This is a genomic window from Streptomyces sp. NPDC006332, assembly GCF_040612855.1.
In the GTDB taxonomy this organism is placed as follows: Bacteria; Actinomycetota; Actinomycetes; order Streptomycetales; family Streptomycetaceae; genus Streptomyces.
Genome location: NZ_JBEXRA010000090.1, coordinates 1 through 20,251, shown reverse-complemented (window position 1 = coordinate 20,251; position 20,251 = coordinate 1). Strand labels below are relative to the sequence as shown.

At 71.3% G+C, this 20,251-nt stretch carries 13 protein-coding genes, 1 rRNA gene and 1 riboswitch; of the genes, 7 read left to right on the top strand and 7 right to left on the bottom strand.

The genetic code is table 11. The annotated features are described in order from the left end of the window. The first annotated feature begins 355 nt into the window (after positions 1-355). Positions 356-512: riboswitch (cyclic di-AMP (ydaO/yuaA leader) on the top strand. A gap of 11 nt (positions 513-523) precedes the next feature. Both ABZ027_RS41035 and ABZ027_RS41030 read left to right on the top strand, forming a co-directional pair. Next, entirely contained in the window at positions 524-1,552 is a 1,029-nt protein-coding gene (locus ABZ027_RS41035; RefSeq protein ID WP_356777814.1) for a M23 family metallopeptidase, read from the top strand. A 79-nt stretch (positions 1,553-1,631) separates the two neighbouring features. Beyond that, positions 1,632-2,576: an aldo/keto reductase gene (locus tag ABZ027_RS41030; RefSeq protein WP_356777812.1), complete on the top strand. Its 945-nt coding sequence runs from the start codon at positions 1,632-1,634 to the stop codon at positions 2,574-2,576. A 63-nt stretch (positions 2,577-2,639) separates the two neighbouring features. Here the strand turns inward: ABZ027_RS41030 and ABZ027_RS41025 are convergent, their stop codons facing one another. The 4 genes from ABZ027_RS41025 to ABZ027_RS41010 all read right to left on the bottom strand — a co-directional run bounded on the left by ABZ027_RS41025 (position 2,640) and on the right by ABZ027_RS41010 (position 7,784). Beyond that, positions 2,640-3,998, bottom strand: coding sequence for a PrsW family intramembrane metalloprotease (locus tag ABZ027_RS41025; protein WP_356777810.1), 1,359 nt, complete (start codon positions 3,996-3,998; stop codon positions 2,640-2,642). A gap of 34 nt (positions 3,999-4,032) precedes the next feature. Further along, the gene (gene trmB, locus ABZ027_RS41020) at positions 4,033-4,839 is read right to left on the bottom strand and encodes a tRNA (guanosine(46)-N7)-methyltransferase TrmB (RefSeq protein WP_356777808.1); all 807 of its coding nucleotides are present in this window, start codon (positions 4,837-4,839) and stop codon (positions 4,033-4,035) included. 82 nt (positions 4,840-4,921) lie between these two features. Continuing rightward, entirely contained in the window at positions 4,922-6,142 is a 1,221-nt protein-coding gene (gene lhgO / locus ABZ027_RS41015) for an L-2-hydroxyglutarate oxidase (RefSeq protein WP_356777806.1), read from the bottom strand. A 217-nt stretch (positions 6,143-6,359) separates the two neighbouring features. Next, entirely contained in the window at positions 6,360-7,784 is a 1,425-nt protein-coding gene (locus tag ABZ027_RS41010) for an MFS transporter (protein ID WP_356777804.1), read from the bottom strand. Positions 7,785-8,520: 736 nt separating this feature from the next. Between ABZ027_RS41010 and ABZ027_RS41005 the strand changes: the two genes are divergently transcribed. Next, positions 8,521-10,629 (top strand): asparagine synthase-related protein, encoded by a 2,109-nt coding sequence (locus ABZ027_RS41005; protein ID WP_356777802.1) that lies wholly within the window; start codon positions 8,521-8,523, stop codon positions 10,627-10,629. A gap of 33 nt (positions 10,630-10,662) precedes the next feature. Here ABZ027_RS41005 and ABZ027_RS41000 read toward each other — a convergent pair whose 3' ends face one another. Next, the gene (locus tag ABZ027_RS41000; RefSeq protein ID WP_356777800.1) at positions 10,663-12,720 is read right to left on the bottom strand and encodes a sigma-70 family RNA polymerase sigma factor; all 2,058 of its coding nucleotides are present in this window, start codon (positions 12,718-12,720) and stop codon (positions 10,663-10,665) included. Positions 12,721-13,058: 338 nt separating this feature from the next. Then, entirely contained in the window at positions 13,059-13,844 is a 786-nt protein-coding gene (locus tag ABZ027_RS40995) for a helix-turn-helix domain-containing protein (protein ID WP_356777798.1), read from the bottom strand. A 375-nt stretch (positions 13,845-14,219) separates the two neighbouring features. On the opposite strand from ABZ027_RS40995, the gene ABZ027_RS40990 reads away from it, so the two are divergent. Together ABZ027_RS40990 and ABZ027_RS40985 are read left to right on the top strand one after the other, a co-directional pair. Next, positions 14,220-15,599 carry an NAD(P)/FAD-dependent oxidoreductase gene (locus ABZ027_RS40990; RefSeq protein WP_356777796.1) on the top strand — a complete coding sequence of 460 codons (1,380 nt, stop codon included), beginning with the start codon at positions 14,220-14,222 and terminating at the stop codon, positions 15,597-15,599. A 219-nt stretch (positions 15,600-15,818) separates the two neighbouring features. Then, the gene (locus tag ABZ027_RS40985) at positions 15,819-17,489 is read left to right on the top strand and encodes a SpoIIE family protein phosphatase (RefSeq protein ID WP_356777794.1); all 1,671 of its coding nucleotides are present in this window, start codon (positions 15,819-15,821) and stop codon (positions 17,487-17,489) included. Between the two features lie 25 nt (positions 17,490-17,514). Here ABZ027_RS40985 and ABZ027_RS40980 read toward each other — a convergent pair whose 3' ends face one another. Next, complete coding sequence (locus tag ABZ027_RS40980; RefSeq protein WP_356777816.1) at positions 17,515-18,786, bottom strand: MFS transporter; 1,272 nt, start codon at positions 18,784-18,786, stop codon at positions 17,515-17,517. A 156-nt stretch (positions 18,787-18,942) separates the two neighbouring features. Between ABZ027_RS40980 and ABZ027_RS40975 the strand changes: the two genes are divergently transcribed. Both ABZ027_RS40975 and ABZ027_RS40970 read left to right on the top strand, forming a co-directional pair. Then, positions 18,943-19,494 carry a MarR family transcriptional regulator gene (locus ABZ027_RS40975; protein ID WP_356777792.1) on the top strand — a complete coding sequence of 184 codons (552 nt, stop codon included), beginning with the start codon at positions 18,943-18,945 and terminating at the stop codon, positions 19,492-19,494. 665 nt (positions 19,495-20,159) lie between these two features. Next, a 16S ribosomal RNA gene (locus ABZ027_RS40970) occupies positions 20,160-20,251 on the top strand; the annotation flags it as partial.

The window sequence follows — 20,251 nt, the reverse complement described above, 5'->3', positions numbered from 1 at the left end:
CTCGCTGGGCTCATAACCCAGAGGTCGCAGGTTCAAATCCTGTCCCCGCTACTGAAGGCCGAGGGCCGGAATCCGAAAGGGTTCCGGCCCTCGGTGCGTTGGGGCATGTGTGTGTGCGGTTTGAGGAGGTTACGAGGGGTGATCGTGTCGGTGCCCTCCGCATAGCAACTGACGTGCCGTCAATACCCGGGCGGATTCCGGGTGTGGTCAACTCGCCCGGTTTTCGCCGGTCATGGGGTCTTGGTCGGGCGGAAATTCGTTAATGATCAAGCGGAACAGCTTGGAATCGGACCCTCGGGTCTATTAACGTTCGATAACGCAGCGCGGTCGTCCCAGCCGTCACAAGAGTCGGCTCCGTGCGCATGCGCCGAATTCCGCAAGGGAACCGGGGAACCACCACTTGGGGTGAATCGCGCGGGTATCACCGTGAACTCACGGTTGGTATACGCGCGTAGGAGACCTTCCTGCTCCGAACCCGTCAGCTAACCCGGTAGGCGAGAAGGAAGGAAAGGAGTACGCCCACGTGGCGTCCAACCGGCCTGCCCCAGAAGCCCCGTTCGTGCCGAGTCAGCGCGACACCGAGACCTTCGGCTACGGCGAGTACCGCACCGACGAGGGCCCCTGGACGGAGTGGAACCCCACCGAGGAGTCCATTCGTCCGGTACGCGGTCGGCACCGTGTCGCCAAGCAGCGCGGCGGACTCGCCCGCAGCTCCACCGTCCTGGGCGTCGGCGTCATAGCCGCCGTCGGCGCGGGCGGCATCGCCAGCGCCAACACCGGTAAGCCGCCGGTGTCCATCTCCATGCCCGATCTTCCCTCCGTGGGTTCCCTCCTTTCGGAGGACGACACACCCGAAGGCTCGGCGACCGCGCTCAGCGAGGTCGGTGTGGCCACCGAGGAGACCTCGCAGGGCACCTCGGACGCCGGGGAGGTGCTGCGCGCCCGGATCATGGCCCAGGCCGAGAAGCAGCAGGACCAGGCCGAGAGCAAGGTCGTCGCCGAGGCCGCGGCCGCCGCCGAGAAGCAGGTCGCCGACGCGGTCGCCAAGGCGGAGAAGGAAGCCGAGGCCAAGGCCGCCGAGAAGAAGAAGCAGGCGGAGGAGGAAGCGGAGAGGAAGGCCGAGGCCGAGCGTCTCGCTCAGCTGGCCAAGCAGTACACGCTGCCGACCTCCTCGTACACCATCACCTCGACCTTCGGTCAGGCCGGCTCCCTGTGGTCGTCCGGCTACCACACCGGGCTCGACTTCGCCGCTCCCACGGGCACGCTCATCAAGGCCGTCCACAGCGGGACCATCACGGAGGCGGGCTGGGCCGGTTCGTACGGCTACCGCACGATCCTCACCCTGGACGACGGCACCGAGCTGTGGTTCTGCCACCAGTCCTCGATCAGTGTCAGCGCCGGCCAGAAGGTCAGCACGGGTGACGTCATCGGTCGCGTGGGCGCCACCGGCAACGTCACCGGGGCCCACCTCCACCTGGAGGTCCACTCGGGCGGTGCGAGCACGGGCATCGACCCGATGTCCTGGCTGCGCAGCAAGGGGCTCAACCCCTGACCCTCGCGGTTGCGTGGATTGTGTGAGCGTCTCAGTCCTGGTGGAATGAGGCGCTCCGCCTTTTGTGTTGAAGAGAGGCATGACTTCTCTTCGCAAGCTCGGTACGTCGGACCTCGAGGTCTTCCCGCTGTCCCTCGGGGGCAACGTCTTCGGGTGGACGGCCGACGAGGCCGCCTCCTTCGCCGTCCTGGACGCGTACACGGCCGCCGGGGGCAACTTCATCGACACCGCCGACTCGTACTCGGCGTGGATCGAGGGCAACTCCGGCGGTGAGTCCGAGACCATCATCGGCAAATGGGTCAAGGCCCGCGGTAATCGCTCCGACGTCGTCATCGCCACCAAGGTCAGCCAGCACCCCGAGTACCAGGGCCTGACCGCCGCCAACATCAAGGCCGCCGCCGACGCCTCGCTGCGCCGCCTCGACACCGACTACATCGACCTCTACTACACGCACTTCGACAAGCCGGAGGTGCCGGTCGAGGAGATCATCGGCGCGCTCGACGAGCTGGTGCGGGCGGGCAAGGTGCGGTACATCGCGGCCTCCAACATCTCGCCGGAGCGGCTGGAGGAGTCGCTCGCCCACTCCGAGCGCGTGGGTCTGGCGCGGTACGTGGCTGTGCAGCCCCACTACAACCTGGTCTCCCGCGACACCTACGAGGGTGAGCTGCAGGAGGTCGCGGAACGCTTCGGCCTCGCCGCCGTCCCGTACTTCTCGCTCGCCTCCGGCTTCCTGACTGGCAAGTACCGGCCCGGTACGACGGTCGACAGCGCGCGGGCCGAGGGCGCTGCCAAGCACCTGCAGACCGAGCGTGGCCGGCGGGTCCTCACCGCCCTCGACGAGGTCGCCCAGGCCCACGACACCGAGATCGCCACGGTCGCCCTGGCGTGGCTCGCGGCCCAGCCGACGGTGGCGGCCCCGATCGCGTCCGCGCGCACGGTGGAACAGCTCCCGGCGCTGGTGGGCGTGGGGGACCTGGTTCTGACGGAGGCGGAGGTCGCGCGGCTGACGGAGGCTTCGGCCTAGGGACCGTCCAACGGGCGCCTGCGGATGCCTCATCGGACTTGCTCAGGTGGGGCGGCTGGGCGGCTAGGACCGGTACGGGTTGTACGCCGGATACGGCATCGCCGACGGCACCGTCGCCTGGCCGGAGTAGCCCGGGTGGGTCGGCGTGGCCGGGTAGCCGTACGCCCCGTACAGCGGCCAGGGCGCGGCGGCCACCGCCACCGGCGGGGCCGTCGCGCGGGCGGCGTGGTCCAGCGCGGGACGGGCCACGTCCCGCCGACGCCACAGCTCCTGCAACAGCTCCTGCTCCCGTACGACGAAGTCGGCTCCCGCCCGGCCGCGGCGCCCCCGGTGTCGTAGGAACGCCAGGGACGTCGCGTACGCCTCGTACTGGGCCACCGCCCGCGCGGCGGGGCGGCCCCCGTGGCGGTGGGCGTACTCGCGGGCCATCCGCCGTGCCCGCATCGACCCGAGCGCGTACGGCTCGGCCGGTGTCAGCCAGCCCGCCACCGCGTAGGCGGGCAGTTCCTCCCGTACGGTCCGCAGCTCGCGCTGGCGGGTCCAGATGACCAGCCAGGTCAGCAGGCCGAACGCGGGGACCATGAACGCCGCGTACACGGCGATGAACCCGTACTCGCCGAACGTCGACGAGGCGTTCCAGATCGCGTGCATGCCCATCGCGAGCAGCAGGCCGGACAGCGGCAGCAGCACCCGTCGCAGGTGCTGGCGTTCCGCCGACAGCGCGGAGACGCCGAAGCCGATGCCGGTGAGAACGGTGAACAGTGGGTGCGCGAACGGCGACATGATGATGCGCACGAAGAAGGTCGCCGCGGTGACGGAGGCGATACCGCGGTCGCCGGTGAGCTGATCGGTGCCGAACGCCGTGCCGAGGTAGAGGATGTTCTCGGTGAAGGCGAACCCGGTGGCGGTGACTCCGGCTATCACCACCCCGTCGACGATGCCCGTGAAGTCCCGCCGCCGGAAGAGGAACACCAGGAGGACGGCGGCGGCCTTGGCCGACTCCTCCACGATCGGCGCTATCACCGTCGCGCCGAGCGTGTCCGCGCTGGAGGGGTCCGCGGTGGCCGTGGCGATCCATCTGGTCGCGAAGCTGTTGGCGACGATCGCTATCAGCGCCGCCGCGCAGGCGCCCCAGGCGAAGGCGAAGAGGAGGTTGCGCCAAGGGCCCGGCTCGACCCGGTCGAGCCAGCGGAACGCGGCGGTGAGCAGTGGCACGGGCAGGACGGCGAGCCCGAGCCCGACCAGGAATCCCTCGGTTCCGGTCTGTTCGCGGACCAGGGCGAGGATGACCAGCCCGGAGAGCGCGAGCAGGGTGCTCAGCGCGCCGTAGCGCACCCACTTCCGCTGCCACCAGTGAGCGTGGCGCAGGGTGCCGCCGACAGGGGCACCGGGGTGCGGCGGATACGGGGGAACGGTGGCCACGGCATTGACCCTAACGATGCTTTTGCGGAGGGCTTCACGAGTGCTCTACGCGGCGGAAGAGCAGGTCGTTCACGACATGTCCCTTCTCCAGACCCTGGCCCTCGAAACGAGTCAGCGGCCGGAAGCCGGGACGCGGCGCGAAACCGCCGTCGGCCTGGGTGTTCTCGAAGGCGGGGTGCGCGTCGAGCACCTCCAGCATCTGTTCCGCGTACGGCTCCCAGTCCGTCGCGCAGTGCACGATCGCTCCTGGCCGGAGCCGGGCGGCGGCGAGGGTGAGGAACTCCGGCTGGATCAGCCGACGCTTGTGGTGCCGCTTCTTGGGCCAGGGGTCCGGGAAGTAGACGCGCAGGCCGGCGAGGGAGTCCGGGGCGAGCATCTCGCGCAGCAGGATGATCGCGTCCCCGTTGGCGACGCGGACGTTGGACAGCCCGTGCTGCTCGGCGAGGTTGAGCAGGTTCCCCTGCCCCGGGGTGTGGACGTCCACGGCGAGGATGTTGCTGTCCGGGTCGGCCGCGGCCATTTGTGCGGTGGCCTCGCCCATCCCGAAGCCGATCTCCAGGACGACGGGAGCGTCGTTCCCGAACAGTTCGCCGAGGTCGATCATCCGCTGACCGTCGATGTCCAGGCCCCACGTGGGCCACAGCCGTTGCAGCGCGTCCGCCTGCCCCGCGGTCACCCGGCTGCGGCGCGGCTGGAAACTCCGGATCCGCCGCTCGAAGTGCGACCCGGCGGGATCGGCCTGCGGCCCGTCGGGGAAACGCGGTTCGCCCTTGGCCCGGGTGTGGCGACGGGACACACCGGGGGTGTGCGGGGTTTCGGAGGCGTTGAGAGAGTCAGACACAGTGCGTCGATTTTACGGCGGTGGGGCCGGGGGCGTCTCCGGCGGGCATGGAGGACATGGGCACAGGAGGTGGGGTTCCTGCTCATCCGGTGCCCAGCACGGACAGTGCTCTGCGGGCGACCTCGCGCCCGATGGGCAGTGATGCCGTGGCCGCGGGGGACGGCGCGTTCAGTACGTGGACCGTTCGGGCGCCCTCCTGGATCAGGAAGTCGTCCACCAGGGTCCCGTCGCGCAGCACCGCCTGGGCTCGCACCCCGGCGGGCGCCGGCGTCAGGTCCCCCTCCTCGACCGCGGGCAGCAGCCTGCGCACCGCCCCCACGAACGCCCCCTTGGACACCGACCGCCGCATCTCACCCGCGCCGTACCGCCAGTGCCGCCGCGCTATCCGCCAGGAGCCCGGCCAGCGCAGCGTCGCCCCCAGCTCCCGCGGCCGCAGCACACGCCAGTCGTATCCCTCCCTGGCCAGCGCGGGCACCGCGTTGGGGCCGATGTGCACGCCACCGTCGATCCCGCGGGTGAGATGCACCCCGAGGAACGGGAACGCCGGGTCCGGCACCGGGTACACCAGCCCCCGCACCAGCTCCGGCCGGGTCAGCGTGTAGTACTCGCCCCGGAACGGCACGATCCGCATCCCCGGCTCGTCCCCGGTCATCCGCGCGATCTCGTCGCAGTACAGCCCGGCGCAGTTCACCAGCGCCCGCCCGCGCACGATGTCCCCGTCCGCGGTCCGCACGGCCACTCCGAGCTCCGGCCGCCGGTCGACCCGGACGACACGGGCTCCGTAGCGGATCTCCGCCCCGGACGCCTCGGCCAGCTGCCCGGCGACCGCGACGAAGTCGCACACCCCGGTCGTCCCGACGTGTATGGCGGCCAGGCCACGGACCTCCGGTTCGTACTCGGCGATCTGGGACGCGCCCAGTTCGCGCACCGAGATGCCGTTCTCCCGGCCGCGCTGGACGAGCGCGTGCAGGCGGGGGAGCTCGGCCCGCTCGGTGGCGACGATCAGCTTGCCGGTGACGGCGTGCGGGATGTCGTACTCCGCGCAGAACTTGATCATCTCGGCGGCGCCCCTGACCGCGTACCGCGCCTTGAGGGAGCCGGGGCGGTAGTAGATGCCGCTGTGGATCACTCCGCTGTTGCGCCCTGTCTGGTGCCGGGCGGGCCCGGGTTCCTTCTCCAGCACCGTCACCCGCGTGCCCGGCGCGGCACGCGTGATCGCGTACGCCGTCGACAGGCCGACGATCCCGCCACCGATCACCAGCACGTCACAGTCGTACGCGATCTTCGGCGCCTGCCTCGCCACCTGCACCACCTCCCGGCTTCGATAGTGCACTGCGCCACTGACAATGCCTTCAAACCAGAAGGACCGCAGCCCGGCGAGGAGCGCGAGACCGATCGGAAGGCGCGAGACCGATCGGAAGGCGCGAGACCGACCGGAAGGGCGGGCCGGATCAGCGCGGCGGACACGACGGCACCGGGCGACCCCGCGACCCGGCGACCCCGGCCACCCCGGCGGAGCGCTACGCCGGAGTCATGAGCAGTGGCCGTGCCCGTTCCCGCAGCTCCACCACCCGCGGCTCGTCGCCGTACGGCTCCAGACGGTGGAGGAGATCCTTCACGTACTCGGTGGTGCGCGCGGAGGAGATGCGCCCGGCGACCTCCACCGCCCGCACGCCCTGCTCGCACGCCGCGTCGAGGTTGCCGGACTCCAGCTCCGCGACCGCCGAGACGACCAGGCGCAGCCCGTGCGAGCGCACGAACTCCTCCGTCGGCTTCGACAGTGCCTGTTCCGTGAAGCGGCGCACCTGACGTGGGGCCTTCAGGTCGCGGTAGCACTCCGCGGCGTCCGCGGCGAACCGGTCGTAGGAGTAGAAGCCGAGCCAGGACGGGTCGTTGTCGCCGTCCCGGGACCGCTCCAGCCAGGCCTCCGCCGCCGTCAGGGCCGCGCCGGCCGCCTGGGCGTCTCCGGCACGCGCGTGGGCACGTGCCTCGACCAGGCGGAAGAAGCTCATGGTGCGGGCGGTGGCCAGCCCCCGGTTGCGTTCCAGTGCGGCCTGGGCGAGGTCGACGCCCTCGTCGCCGAAGCCCCGGTAGGTCGCCTGGAGGGACATGGAGGCCAGGACGTAGCCCCCGAGCGGGACGTCGGCCGCCGCGCGCGCGAGTCGCAGCGCCTGGATGTAGTACCGCTGCGCGGCCTCCTGCTGGCCCGTGTCGAAGGCCATCCACCCGGCGAGGCGGGTGAGTTCGGCACTCGCGCCGAACAGCGCCCGGCCCACCTCGTCGGAGTACGCGCCGAGCAGCAGCGGAGCCGCCTCCACCCGCAGGCACTCCGGCACCATCGACGAACGCCAGTCGCCGCCTCCGTACTTGGAGTCCCAGCGCCTGGCGTCCTCGGCGGCCTCCCGCAGTTTCTGCACGTCGCTGTGGCCGACTTTGAGCGGTGCCCCGGAGGTTTCGGCGGAGTTCACCTCGCGTGCGACCGAGCTGTCGGCCGGGGTTATCAGCCAGCGTGAGGCAGGCGTCGCGTACGCGCTCACGGCGAATGATCCGGCCAGTGACTGCCAGATGCCGCCGGAGCCGGCCCGGCGGCCGGCCAGGTCGAGCCGGTACAGCTCCGTCGCCGAGCGCACCGCCTGTCCGACGTCCCTGGGGAAGGCGAGGCCCACTTCGGGTGCGGGATCCGCGTCCGCCAGGCCGATCTCGTGGAGCGGCACCGGGCGGCCGAGCTTCTGCCCTATCGCGGCGGCGATGAGATGCGGCGCGGCACCCTGCGGCACCATGCCCTTCGACACCCAGCGCGCCACCGACGTCTTGTCGTAGCGAAGAGTCAACCCGCGTTGGGCGCCAAGATCGTTGACGCGTCGGGCGAGTCCTGCGTTGCTGATTCCCGCGAGGGCGAGAACGGCGCCGAGCTTCTCGTTCGGCCCGCGTTGCTCCCTGGACATTGCGCCACCCCTCGACACAGACGGCTGCCGCGCTGGCATAACCATGCGGCATTCGTAAACCCAGCGTAGTTCGCCGGATCCCAAGCGTTAAGGGGCATTGTTCCGGTTGGCGGGATTGTGGTCCGTACTGAAGTGCGGTTCAGCGACGGACGGTTGCGGCGTGCTCCCGCTGTGTGGCCGTGCGCCCGGCCGTGCGCTCTTCTCCGGCCATCGGGGGAGCGGTTCCATGGGCCGTGCGTGGGTCGGCCCGCTGTACTGGATCCAGTGGGCTGGGGGACACCGCCGCCTACATCCCCGCGGGCGGCGGACCGGCCCGGGGGGCGAGCTCCGTCTCCCGGGCTGTGCGCTCGCCGGACGGTGGTCGGGGTGTGTACGGAGCGTGCTCAAACCTGTTCTGTTGCCGCCGATTTGGCTGAAAATCGACCCTATCTGTGCGGGGCGTCAGCCCTCCCACCACGGCAGTTGAGGGCGCGTTGGGAGTTTTTGGGGAGTGTTTTGGGGGCGCATTCGCGTCGCAGTCACCGTATCAACACTCCCCGTCCGTGCTCGATCTCCTTGCCTCGTGCGGCAGTTCGACGCGGTGCGCAGGCGGGCCAGGCCCGAGGGGACGGTATCCGCCGGGGCGCATTCCCCGGAGCGCGAGCGACGCCGCCGTCCCTCCGTCGCGCCTCCTTCATGGCAGCATGGTGCCGAGTTCGTACGGTGCACTGGTTGTCCACAGCCTGTGGAGGCGGCGATGCGGTGGTTGGTGGGATGGAGCAGCACCGCCACGGTGGCCGCCGAGATCGGCTCCGCCGGCGCGGTGGGGCACGACGGCGAGACACTGCATCCGGTGGGCTCGCACCTTCTGTGGGGCGACCCCGATCCGCTGTGGGCGGTCGGCGACTGGCGTCCGGACGAGGTGCGGGTGCTGCAGGCCGACGACCGGACCCGGATCGCCGTCCTCGGCACCTGCGGCGCCTCCGACGAACAGCTGAAGGTCGGTCTGTTCGCCGCGCGCGGCGGGGCACTTCGGCACCTGACGGCATGGCCGGGAAGCTACACGGCCGTCGTCCAGGTGGGGCGCCGCATCACCGTCTGCGGTGATCTGGCGGGCGCCCGCCCGGTGTTCCACACCCCCTGGGCCGGCGGCACCGCCTACGCGACGGCCGCGCTGCCCCTCGCCGACCTCATCGAGGCCAACCTCGACTACGGCCACCTCGCCGCACTGCTCGCCGCCCCCGACGTCCCGGCGGCACTGCACGACTCCACCCCCTACGACGGCGTACGGCGCATTCCGCCGGGGCACGCGCTGATCCTGCGCGCCGGGGCACGCGAGGTCGCCGGGTACGAGCAGGTCGCCTCCCTCGCCGTGGCGGCACCCTCCGCCGACCCGGACAGCGCGGTCGACGCCGTACGGGACGCCCTGGTCGACGCCGTCCGCGCGCGGCTGTCCGCTCCTCGTCATGTCCCCGGCGCCGACATAGACCCCGGCCCGGTCCCCGGCATGGGGCCCGCCGAACGGCGTGCCGCGCGCGGGATGCCGGTCCCGGGGATCGGCGCGGATCTGTCCGGCGGCCCTGCCTCGGGAACCCTGGCGCTGCTCGCCGCCGGCCTGCCCGGCATGCCGGGGACCGTGCTGGGCCACGGCACGGGCGCGGGGGAGCGGCTGCTGGCGGTCACCTTCAACGATCTGGTCGTCGGCGGCCGGGAGGCCGAAGTGGAGCGGGCGGGCACCCTCGCGGCCAACCCGCGCCTGCACCACGTGGTGGTGACCGGCGACGAGGAGACCCTCCCGTACGCCGAACTGGACGGCCCGCTGACCGACGAGCCCGCCGCCTCCCTGGTGACCGCCGCCCGTCATCGCGCCCGCCTCGCGGCCGGCAGCGCGGACCACTTCACCGGCTACGGCGCCCGCCAGGTCCTGGACGCCCACCCGGCCCGCCTCGCGGACCTCCTGATGGACCGCAAACGCCGTCACCTGGTCCGCCCCGTCGCCGCGCTCGCCAAGGCGGACGGCTCGGTCCTGGTCCCCGCGCGGGTGTACGGCGCGGCCCGCCGCCTCGCCCGTACGCCCTACCGCTCCGGTCTGGAGGGCCTCGCCGACCGTCTCATGCGCCGCCGTTTCGACGAACCCGGAGGTGCCGTGGGGGCGTCGCTGGCCGCGCTCACCTGGGCCAGACCGGGTCCTGCGGCGCGCTGGCTGACGGGCGAGGCGCTGGCTGAAGTATCGGTTCGCCTGCAAGCGGCGACCCAGCGCTCCGGGGTCGGTCCCGGCCAGCGACCGGGCGACTTCCGTGCCCGCGCGGCCCTCACCCGCAGCGCGGCGGACCTGCGCATCCTCGAACAGGCGGCCGAAGTCCGCTTCCAGCGCCTGCACGCTCCGTTCCTCGACAACCAGGTCGTCCGCGCCTGCCGCGCCCTGCCGGAGGCCCTACGGGTCCAACCGGGCGCCCGCGCGGCCATCCTCCGTACGGTCCTGGAGGGCGCCGGGGTCGCCGACCTCCCGCCCGGCTGGGGCGCGCCCTCCCACGGGCCCTCGGCGGCCGCCGCCCGTACCGGGCTCCGGGTGGCCGCGGACTCCCTGATGTCTCTCTTCGGCACACCCCTGCTCGCGCAGGCGGGCCTGGTCGAGGCCCGGGTGGTGCGCAAGGCGCTGCGCGCGGCGGCGGAGGGCGAGCCGCTGCCCCTGGACGGACTGGCGGACCTGGTGTCCCTGGAGCTGTGGCTCGGCCGGCTGATCGCCCGCCGGGGCACCTGCTGGACCGGAACGCCCGCACGCACGCGCGCGGTCCCGGCGGGCGTCACACGGCAGCAGGGAGCACTCGGGGCGGGGGCGTCGGGGGGCGGGGCGGTGCTCGCGTAGGCGCGTCGGGGTGCGCCCTTCGCGGTTACGGCGTCACGAGCAGGTGAACCTCGACTCCGCCCAGTCCGCGAGTGTCAGGTCGTCGAGGTGGCTGTGCGGCTCGACCACCAGCCGGACGGTCTCGCGCCCGGCGAGGTCCACATGGGCGGGCACCGCGGATTCCCCGCCCTCGACGCTCCCCGACCGCCACAGCCGGACTCCGTCGGCGTAGACGGTGAAGTCGACCTTGCCGAGCCCCGCGGTCATGTCGTCGACGCCGACGAGGGCGTCGTAGGCGGTGCACTCACGGTTGAGGTCGATGGTGACGGAGGAGTTCCCGTGCACGGTCACGCCGTGCGTGTACTGCTTGTCCGCGATCGACACGCCGAACCGCTGCCAGACCCAGCTGCTCCCACCGATCCGCATCTCGGGCTCGGTGCCGTCGCCGGAGATGTCGTACGACAGCTCGCTCCACAGGAACACGGTCGACGCGGCGGGCGGGGGAGCCGGTGAGGGCGGCGTGGGCGCGGGGGTCGGCTTCGGCGTCGGTGTGAGGGGCGGCGGGGGAGACGGAGTCGGTGTGAGCTTCGACGTGGACGTGGACGTGGACGTGACTGGGGATGTGCGTCGGGTGGTCGGGGGGCGTTTCGGCGGCGGGGCAGGGGCGGCTGCGGGCGTTGGTGCCAGGGCGGCCGCCGCCGCGATCAACGGGGGCTCCGGGGCGGGGCCCTGCCCCGGGGTCGTGGGCGCGTCCTCGGTGGGATCGGTGGGATCGGTGGGATCGGCGGGCTCGACGACCGGCGCGGACGCGGGCGGTTTGGCGTCCGGTCTCCTGGGCGGGTCATCGCCACCGGCCAGCGCGATGGTCACCGCGACGGCGGCCACCGCCACCACACCGGCCGCGACACCGGCCTTCACCGTCGCGCCGAGCCCTTCGGAGGCGGCCACTGAATTCGCCCCGGCACCTGAACTCGTCGCCCCGCCGCCCGCACTCACCCCACCCGACGAGCCGCCGCCCCCCGCGGCCACCCCCGCCGCACCGGCCGCGCCCGCCCCCGCGCCGTCGGCGATGATCCCGACGGCCTTGGCGTACCCGGCGGCACCGAACCAGCCGATGACCGCGACCGGTACGACGGCCGGGATGCCGCCGGCGACGTCCTTGATCTGGCCCGCGGCCAGCCAGCACTTGGCGCACCCCTCCAGATGCTTGCGCAGCCCGCGTTCGGCGCGGGTACGCAGGCCGCCGCGCACATAGGCGCCGAGCCGGTCGGCGTAGCGGGCGCACTCCTCGTCGTCGGCCAGGGCGGCGCTGACGTGGGCCTGGAGGTAGGCCTGCTTGAGGCCCTCGCGGGCCCGGCTGGCGAGCACCCGGGTGCCGTTGGCGTCCAGCCCGAAGAGCGTGGCGACCTCGCTCGGCGACTCGTCCTCGACCTCGGTGTGCCACAGCACGGCCTGCCAGCGCTCGGGCAGTGACCGGAAGGCCCGCATGGCCATGGACTGCTCGGCCTCGTGCATCGCCCGCACATCGGCACCCAGGTCCAGCCCCGCTCCGTCGTCGGACAGCTCGGACGCGCGCGTGGACTGCGCGGCGAACACCGCGAAGTCGTCGACCAGCTGCTCCCGCTTCGCGGACTTCGTCCAGCTCGCGGCCACCCGGCGCACGGTGGTGAGCAGATAGGCGCGTACGGCGTGTTCGGGGCCCATGCCGCGGCGCACCGCCTGGAGCATGCGGGCGAACACCTCGGCGGTGAGGTCGTCCGCGGTGTGGCCGTCCCGGCAGCAGGTGCGGGCGTACCGGCGCACCGCTCCCGCATGGCGCCGGTAGAGCGCCTCGTAAGCGGTGTCGTCGCCCGAGCGCATCCGATCGATCAGGTCGGCGTCGGACGGTGGCAGCTCCTTGGGCGGATGCGGGACACCGCCGTCCTCGCGCCGGTCGCGCTGGGCCGGGACGCTGCCCTCCACGGGCTCGCCGCCCTGCGCCGGGATGCCGGCCGCCACCGGGTCGTGCGGAACACCGGCCCGTCCTCCCTGGCTCGGCACCTGGGGCGAGGCCGCGCCCTCGGCCTCCCCGTCGTCGTCACCGAGTGAACCGTCCCGCCCGTCGAAGCTCATCGCGGAAAGCCCCCTCCGCCGGCCCTACCAGTCCCGAACACTCGGTCACAGTGCCATATCGGCTCGGGTTCAGGACCCCGCTGTGCAGCCCTTCCAACGGTTCGCGGGAACTTCAGGCGACGAGGTTCCGGCCGTCACCTGGACCGGCCGGCCTCAATCGGCGTTCCGCGTAAGGGAGTTGAGAACACTGTCCGAAAAGCGACGGAGTGCACCCCTGGGGCGAGCCCGGAGTGAGGGCGGTGCGGCGCCCACGTTCCACCGTCACCTATTCGAGTCACGGCCGCGAGGCACAAGGCGACATCGAGTGGCGGGCACCGCCCCAGGGGAACCCAGGTTCCTCACGCCGGTCGCGAGCGCAGGCCCTCCAGCAGGATGTCCAGCAGCCGCGACGAGGCCGCCGCCTGCTGCGCCGCGTCCGGCAGCGAGGGTGCCGCCGTCGCTATGACCAGCAGGACGTCCGCCACCGACACATCGGCCCGCAGCTCGCCCGCCGCGCGCGCCCGCTCCACGAGCTGACCCACGACCTCGAGCAGAGCCGCCGCGCCCGTGTCGTCCGCGGCGAGCACCGGAGCCTCCTCCGCCACCAGCCGCAGCTCCCCGGAGCCCTGCTGGGTCCGCTGCTGCGGCACCCGCGCCCCGTCGAACCCGGTGCTCTCGTCCGCGACGCCGACCCGCAGAACCTGCGGCGGCAGTAAGCGCCCGGCGCCCGAGGCCACCGACGTCCGCAGGAAGCGCGAGAGCGCCGACCACGGCTCGTCCTCCTGACCGAGCGCCGTCCGTGCCTGGTCGGTCAGCCGGGAGGTCTCCTCCTCGGCTATCCGTCGTACCAGGACGTCCTTGCTCGGGAAGCGCCGGTACACCGTGCCGACGCCGACCCGCGCGCGCCGCGCCACGTCCTCCATCGGCGCGCCGTACCCCAGCTCGCCGAAGACCTCGCGCGCCGCACGCAGCACGTGCTCCAGATTGCGCTGTGCGTCCACGCGCAGCGGTGTGGTCCGCGAGCTGTCCCCGCGTCCGTTGGTGCCCGCCGCCGCGCTCATCGCTGAGCCGATCGCGCCGCCCATCGCCCCACCACCAGGTGCGATGGTGGACGCGGACGACCAATGAGAGTCCTGAACATGCATAAGTGATCCCCCGGTAATGACGTCTCCCCCCGGAGACTCTCCCCGCCATCTGAAAGCCGGAGTGAACGGAACAGGCCCGCTTCCTGGGTCCGTGGTCTCGGACCCGAAGGCGTATCCCCCTACACCCCGTCGACACACGAACATAGTTGAGTGAGGGTCAATTCAGAAGGGGGACGTTCCGCACGGAGCGCACCCCGATCGGAGTACGGATGGCATACGTCCCGATTGCGCCCCCTCCAACCATCCCCCGCATACCCACTGACCTGCGACGATACCCCGCACTCTGGTGATTCGGCCAACCCTGTGCACCGATGGCGCGCAGTCACACAAATTGTCGAGGCTGTGGACAAACGCAAGCGTCCGGTGCGTCATGGGATGGTGAAGGAACGTGCGCGCATTCTCGTTGTCGGCGGCGGCTACGTCGGGATGTACACGGCCCTGCGTCTCCAGCGGAAGCTGAAACGGGAACTTCAGCGCGGCGAGGCCGAGGTCACCGTCGTCACGCCCGACCCGTACATGACCTATCAGCCGTTCCTCCCCGAGGCGGCCGCCGGATCCATCTCCCCGCGCCATGTCGTGGTCCCGCTGCGCCGCGTCCTGGACCAGTGCCGGGTCATCGTCGGCGAGGTCACCTCCATCGACCACGCCAAGCGCACCGCCGCCCTCACCACCCTCGCCACCGACGAGGAGGGCACCGGCGCCCAGCAGCTGTCGTACGACGAACTCGTCCTCGCCCCCGGCTCGGTCTCGCGCACCCTGCCCATCCCCGGCCTCGCCGAGCACGCCATCGGCTTCAAGACCGTCGAGGAGGCCATCGGCCTGCGCAACCACGTCATCGAGCAGATGGACATCGCCTCCTCCACCCGCGATCCCGCCGTCCGCGACGCGGCCCTCACCTTCGTCTTCGTCGGCGGCGGCTACGCCGGAGTCGAGGCCCTCGGCGAGCTGGAGGACATGGCCCGCTACACCGCCCGCTACTACCACAACATCCGGCCCGAGGACATGAAGTGGATCCTCGTCGAGGCATCGGACCGCATCCTGCCCGAAGTCGGCGAGGAGATGGGCCGCTACACCGTCACCGAACTGCGCCGCCGCAACATCGACGTACGCCTGCACACCCGCCTGGAATCCTGCGCCGACCGCGTCGCCGTCCTCAGCGACGGCGCCCGATTCCCGGCCCGTACGGTCGTCTGGACCGCCGGCGTGAAACCCCACCCGGTCCTCGCCGCCACCGACCTGGCCCTGAACGAACGCGGGCGCCTGAAATGCACCGCCCAGCTGACGATCGAGGGCACCACACACGCGTGGGCGGCCGGAGACGCGGCGGCCGTCCCCGACGTCACCGCCCAGGAACCCGGCAAGGAGACCGCACCCAACGCCCAGCACGCGGTGCGCCAGGCGAAGGTCCTCGGCGACAACATCGCCCACTCCCTGCGCGGCGAGCGCCTTCGGACGTACTCCCACAAATACGTCGGCTCGGTGGCGTCGCTGGGTCTCCACAAGGGTGTCGCCCACGTCTACGGACGCAAGTTGAAGGGCTACCCCGCCTGGTTCATGCACCGCGTCTACCACCTCAGCAGGGTCCCCACCTTCAACCGCAAGGCCCGTGTCCTGGCCGAATGGACCCTGTCCGGGCTCTTCAAGAGGGAGATCGTCTCCCTGGGATCACTCGAACATCCCCGCGCCGAGTTCGAACTCGCGGCCGGTGGAAAGCCTCCTCATGACCCCCCGAACGACCCGAAGGGGTCGTCCTGACCGGACCGAGGAACTTCAACCCCGGGGTAGGCGTCTGACCGATGTCGACCCGGTCGGCCGCCCTGCCAGACTGGTCCCCCACCCTGGACGGACCGACCCCGCCCTTCGAACCCACGAGGCTTCCCCAGTGCTGCAACCCCGGGGTGCCGCCCCCCTGACCCCTGACCGGGTCCGGAGCCGGCCGAAGACGCCGCAGACGACGACACGAGGCAAGGATTCGTGAACTTCACGCGCTGGAACGCCCGCCTCCCCGGAACGCAGCGCCGCGCCGCAACGCGGACCGACCACCCGGTCACCCCGGACCGGAAGGAGGACGCCGCCGGCTCCTCCGTCCCCGCGGCCCGCGCCGAACAACTCACCGACGCCGCCCCACCGGTGCCCGCCGTCGACGAACTGCCGGTGCGCGAGGTCCTCGACCGCGTTCCCGCCCTCGTCGCCCTCGTCCACGGCCCCGACCACCGCCTCGGCTACGTCAACGACGCCTACGTGGCCGCATTCGGCACCCGCCCGACCGGCGCCCCGGCCCGCGAGGCCGTCCCGGAACTCGCCGAGCTCGGTCTGCTCCCGCTCCTGGACCAGGTCCTGCGCAGCGGCAGACCCCGCACCGTCAAGTCCCGCAAGGCCCCCGACGGCCGCTCCTACACCTTCACCTGCACCCCGGTCGCCCAGGGCGACGGCAAAGACGGCGGGGACGGCGGTGTTCTGGTCTTCGCCACCGACGTCACCGACCACGCCGAGGCCGCCGAACGCCTCAGGGCCAGCGAACGGGAGCAACGGGAGACCGCGGTCACCCTCCAGCGCTCCCTGCTCCCCCAGGAACTCGAACAGCCCGACGACCTGCGCGTCGCGGCCACCTACCAGCCGGGCGGCACGGAGGCCGCCGTCGGCGGCGACTGGTACGACGTGATCACGCTGGGCGGCGGCCGTACCGCGCTGGTGATCGGCGACGTGATGGGCCGGGGAGTCCGCGCGGCCGCCGTCATGGGCCAACTCCGCACGGCGGTACGGGCATACGCCCGCCTGGACCTCCCCCCGCACGAGATCCTCCAACTCCTGGACGGCCTCGCCGCGGAGATCGACGCCAACCAGATCGCCACCTGCGTCTACGCCATCCACGACCCGAACGAGGGCCGGCTGGTGTACGCCTCGGCCGGCCACCTGCCCATCCTGGTCCGCGACGAGAACGGCGCGGTCCTGCGCGCCGACGAGCCCACCGGCCCGCCCCTCGGCACCGGCGGCTGGATGCACGCCTCGGGCACGATCCCGCTCGGCCCCGGCTCCACCGCGGTCCTGTACACGGACGGCCTGGTGGAGCGCCGGAACGAGGACCTGGACGAGGGCATCGCCTCGCTGGAGCGCGCCCTGTCCGGCGCGAGGGGCACACCCCAGGTCGTCTGCGACCGCCTGGTCCGCTCGGCCGGCGTCACCGCCGACCACGACGACGACGTGGCCGTCCTGGTCCTCCAGCACCCCGCCCGCACGGGCCCGGACAGCGAGCTCTTCCGCAACGCCTCGCTGGAACTGCTCGGCGGTGTGGAAGCGGCGCCCCGCGCGCGTGCCTTCGCCTCCGGCGTGCTGACCAGCTGGCGGTTCTCCGTGGAACTGCACGACCTGGGCGTCCTCGCGGTGAGCGAGCTGGTCGCGAACTCCCTGCAACACGGCACCCCGCCGATGCGGCTACGACTGCGCCGCACCGACCGGCGCCTGATCGTCGAGGTCACCGACGGCGACGACCACCTTCCACGCCGCCGCCGAGCGGAAGCCGGTGACGAGTCCGGCCGGGGCATCGCCATCGTCGCGACGATCGCCTCCTCGTGGGGGTCCCGACGGACATGCGGGGGCGGGAAGGCGGTGTGGTGCGAGTTCGCACTGCCCGCGGCTACCAAGTAACGAAGGCCCGCCCCTCCTGGAGACGTCAGGCGTGCGCCTGCGTGTGGCCGGCCGGGGCGGGACCGCCCTGCGCCACCACCCGGCTCTTCCCTGCCCACGGCCGATCCTGCGCCGCCGTCAGGTCGCGCCCCAACCGCACCGCCAGATACGTGATCCCCAGCGAGAACACCAGGAACGTCACGATGTACGGCGCGTGCAGCGAGGCCCCCATGGGCCCGCCCACCGCCGGACCGACAGCCAGCGCGAGCTGCTTCACCAGGGCGAAGGCCGAGTTGTACTGCCCGGCCATCCCCACGGGCGCGAGATCCGCCACCAGCGGAGCCAGCGTCGGCGACAACATCGCCTCACCCAGCCCGAACAGCGCGTACGTCGAGACGAACACCGCCGTCGCCATCTCCCGGCTGCCGTGCCCGAGCCCGGCATACCCCGCGGCGACCCACGCCACGGCCCAGATCAGCCCGACCGCGGCGATCACCCGGGACCGCCTGCGCCGCTCGACGAACTTCAGCACGGCGAACTGCGCGACCACGATCATCGCGGTGTTGGCGGCCAGCGCCGTCCCAAGCGCGGACGTCGAGATCCCGGCGGCCTCCACCCCGTAGGCGCTCAGCCCTGACTCGAACTGCCCGTAGCAGGCGAAGAACAGCACGAAACCCAGCGCACACAGCTGCACCATCGCCCGGTTGCCGAGCAGCTGCCTCCAGCTGCCCCCGGCCGACCCCGGACTCCCCGGCGCGTCCTCGATCCGCGGAGAGCGCGGCATGCGCACCGTCGACATCACGACGACCAGCAGCAGGAACACCGCCGCCTCGATCGTGAACAGCACGGTGAAGGAGGAAGCGCTCGTCGGGTCGACCAGGTGACCGCCGATGAGCCCACCGACGCCGAGCCCCAGGTTCTGCAGGAAGAACTGCGTCGCGAAGGCACGCGAGCGGGTGTCGGCCGACGAGCAGTCCACGATCATCGTCGCCAGCGCCGGCTGCATCACGGCCTGCCCGGCCCCAAGAGCGGCCGCCGACAGCAGCACGCTCGGCGTGTTGCTCGCGAGCCCCAGGCTCAGCGCTCCCAGCGCGGCGGTGACCAGGGCGACGAGCACCACCGGCAGCGGACCACGGCGCACGATCGCCCGGCCGGCGAACGGCAACACGATCAGCGCGGCCACGGCGAAGACGGCGAGGACCAGCCCCGCCGCCATGGCTCCCAGTCCCCGCACCTGCGCCACGTAGACGTACAGATAGGGGACGGTGAAGCCGAGCCCGAACGCACTGAGTGCGTTGCCCACGTGGATCCGGCGCATCGCTGCGCCCATCGCCCTGGTCACGTTCACCTCTCTCAGGTAGTCAGTGAGTCTTGCATGCATATAGTGGTGAAGACTTCAAAGCTAAAGTTCGAGATTGAACAGTACACCTCGAAGGACTTCAACGCCAAGCAGCCCCGTGCGATACTCGGGCCCATGGGCGACACCCCCGACACCCTCGGCGAACCGACACTCGAAGAGCAGATCGCCGCGTACCAACGCGAGTTCCAGGACCTCGACCCCCAGGTCGAGCAGATCGTCTCGGCTCTCGCCCGGCTGAACCGCCGTATGAACGTCGCCTACGGCCGCCAGACCTCCGCCCTCGGCATCAGCAACGCGGAGTGGGAGGTGCTCAAGGCCCTCGTCCTCTCCGGTGCCCCCTATCAACTGGGCCCCAGCGACCTCGCGAAGCGGCTCGGTCTCACACCGGCCGCGATGACCCACCGGATCGACCGCATGGTCACCGAGGGCCTGGTTACCCGGGAGCGGGACGAGACCAACCGCGTCCGTGTGATCGTCGAGCTGACCGGAGAGGGGCGAGAGAAGTGGCTGGAGGCGATGCGGCTCGCGACCGTCTTCGAGGAGGACCTGCTCCAGGACCTCTCCCCGGACGACCGCACGGCCCTCGGCGAGGTACTCACCCGTCTCCTGCGCAGGGTCGAGGACGCCCAGCCGGACGCCGGCGGCCGGCTCATCGACCTGGACTGAGGGTGCGACCCGGCGGCCGCAAAAGATCTTGACAGGCGGCGTTTGACAGCCACTCGCCCGATCCGTAAAGTTCTTCGGGTTGCCACGGGGCCGTAACGGTTCTGCGGCGGCACCTCCGCCGCCTGAGCGGCACCTCAAACCATCAGCACGATCTCCCAACGGGGTTGAATTCGGCGCGCCCGAATTCAAATCGATTGGGACCCGGCACCTCGATTTGGGACCTGCCGGGGGAATCAGCTAGAGTTTGAGACGTCGGAACGGCCCAACAGCCGCGAAGACAAGCCCGGTTGACTGGGAGTCGGACGCCGAAAGGATCTGATAAAGTCAACATCGCCGGAAGGCCGAAAGGCCGGAAAGCGACCCGCCGACAGGGAATCGGATCGAGAAAAAGATCTGATAGAGTCGGAAACGCAAGACCGAAGGGAAGCGCCCGGAGGAAAGCCACGAGAGAGTCTCTCGGGTGAGTACAAAGGAAGCGTCCGTTCCTTGAGAACTCAACAGCGTGCCAAAAGTCAACGCCAGATATGTTGATACCCCGTCTCTCTCACTTGTTGAGAGGACGAGGTTCCTTTGAAGAAAAACACAGCGAGGACGCTGTGAACGGCCGGGCTTATTCCGCCTGGCTGTTCCGCTCTCGTGTGTGTTGTCCCGATCACGGGAAAACATTCACGGAGAGTTTGATCCTGGCTCAGGACGAACGCTGGCGGCGTGCTTAACACATGCAAGTCGAACGATGAACCACTTCGGTGGGGATTAG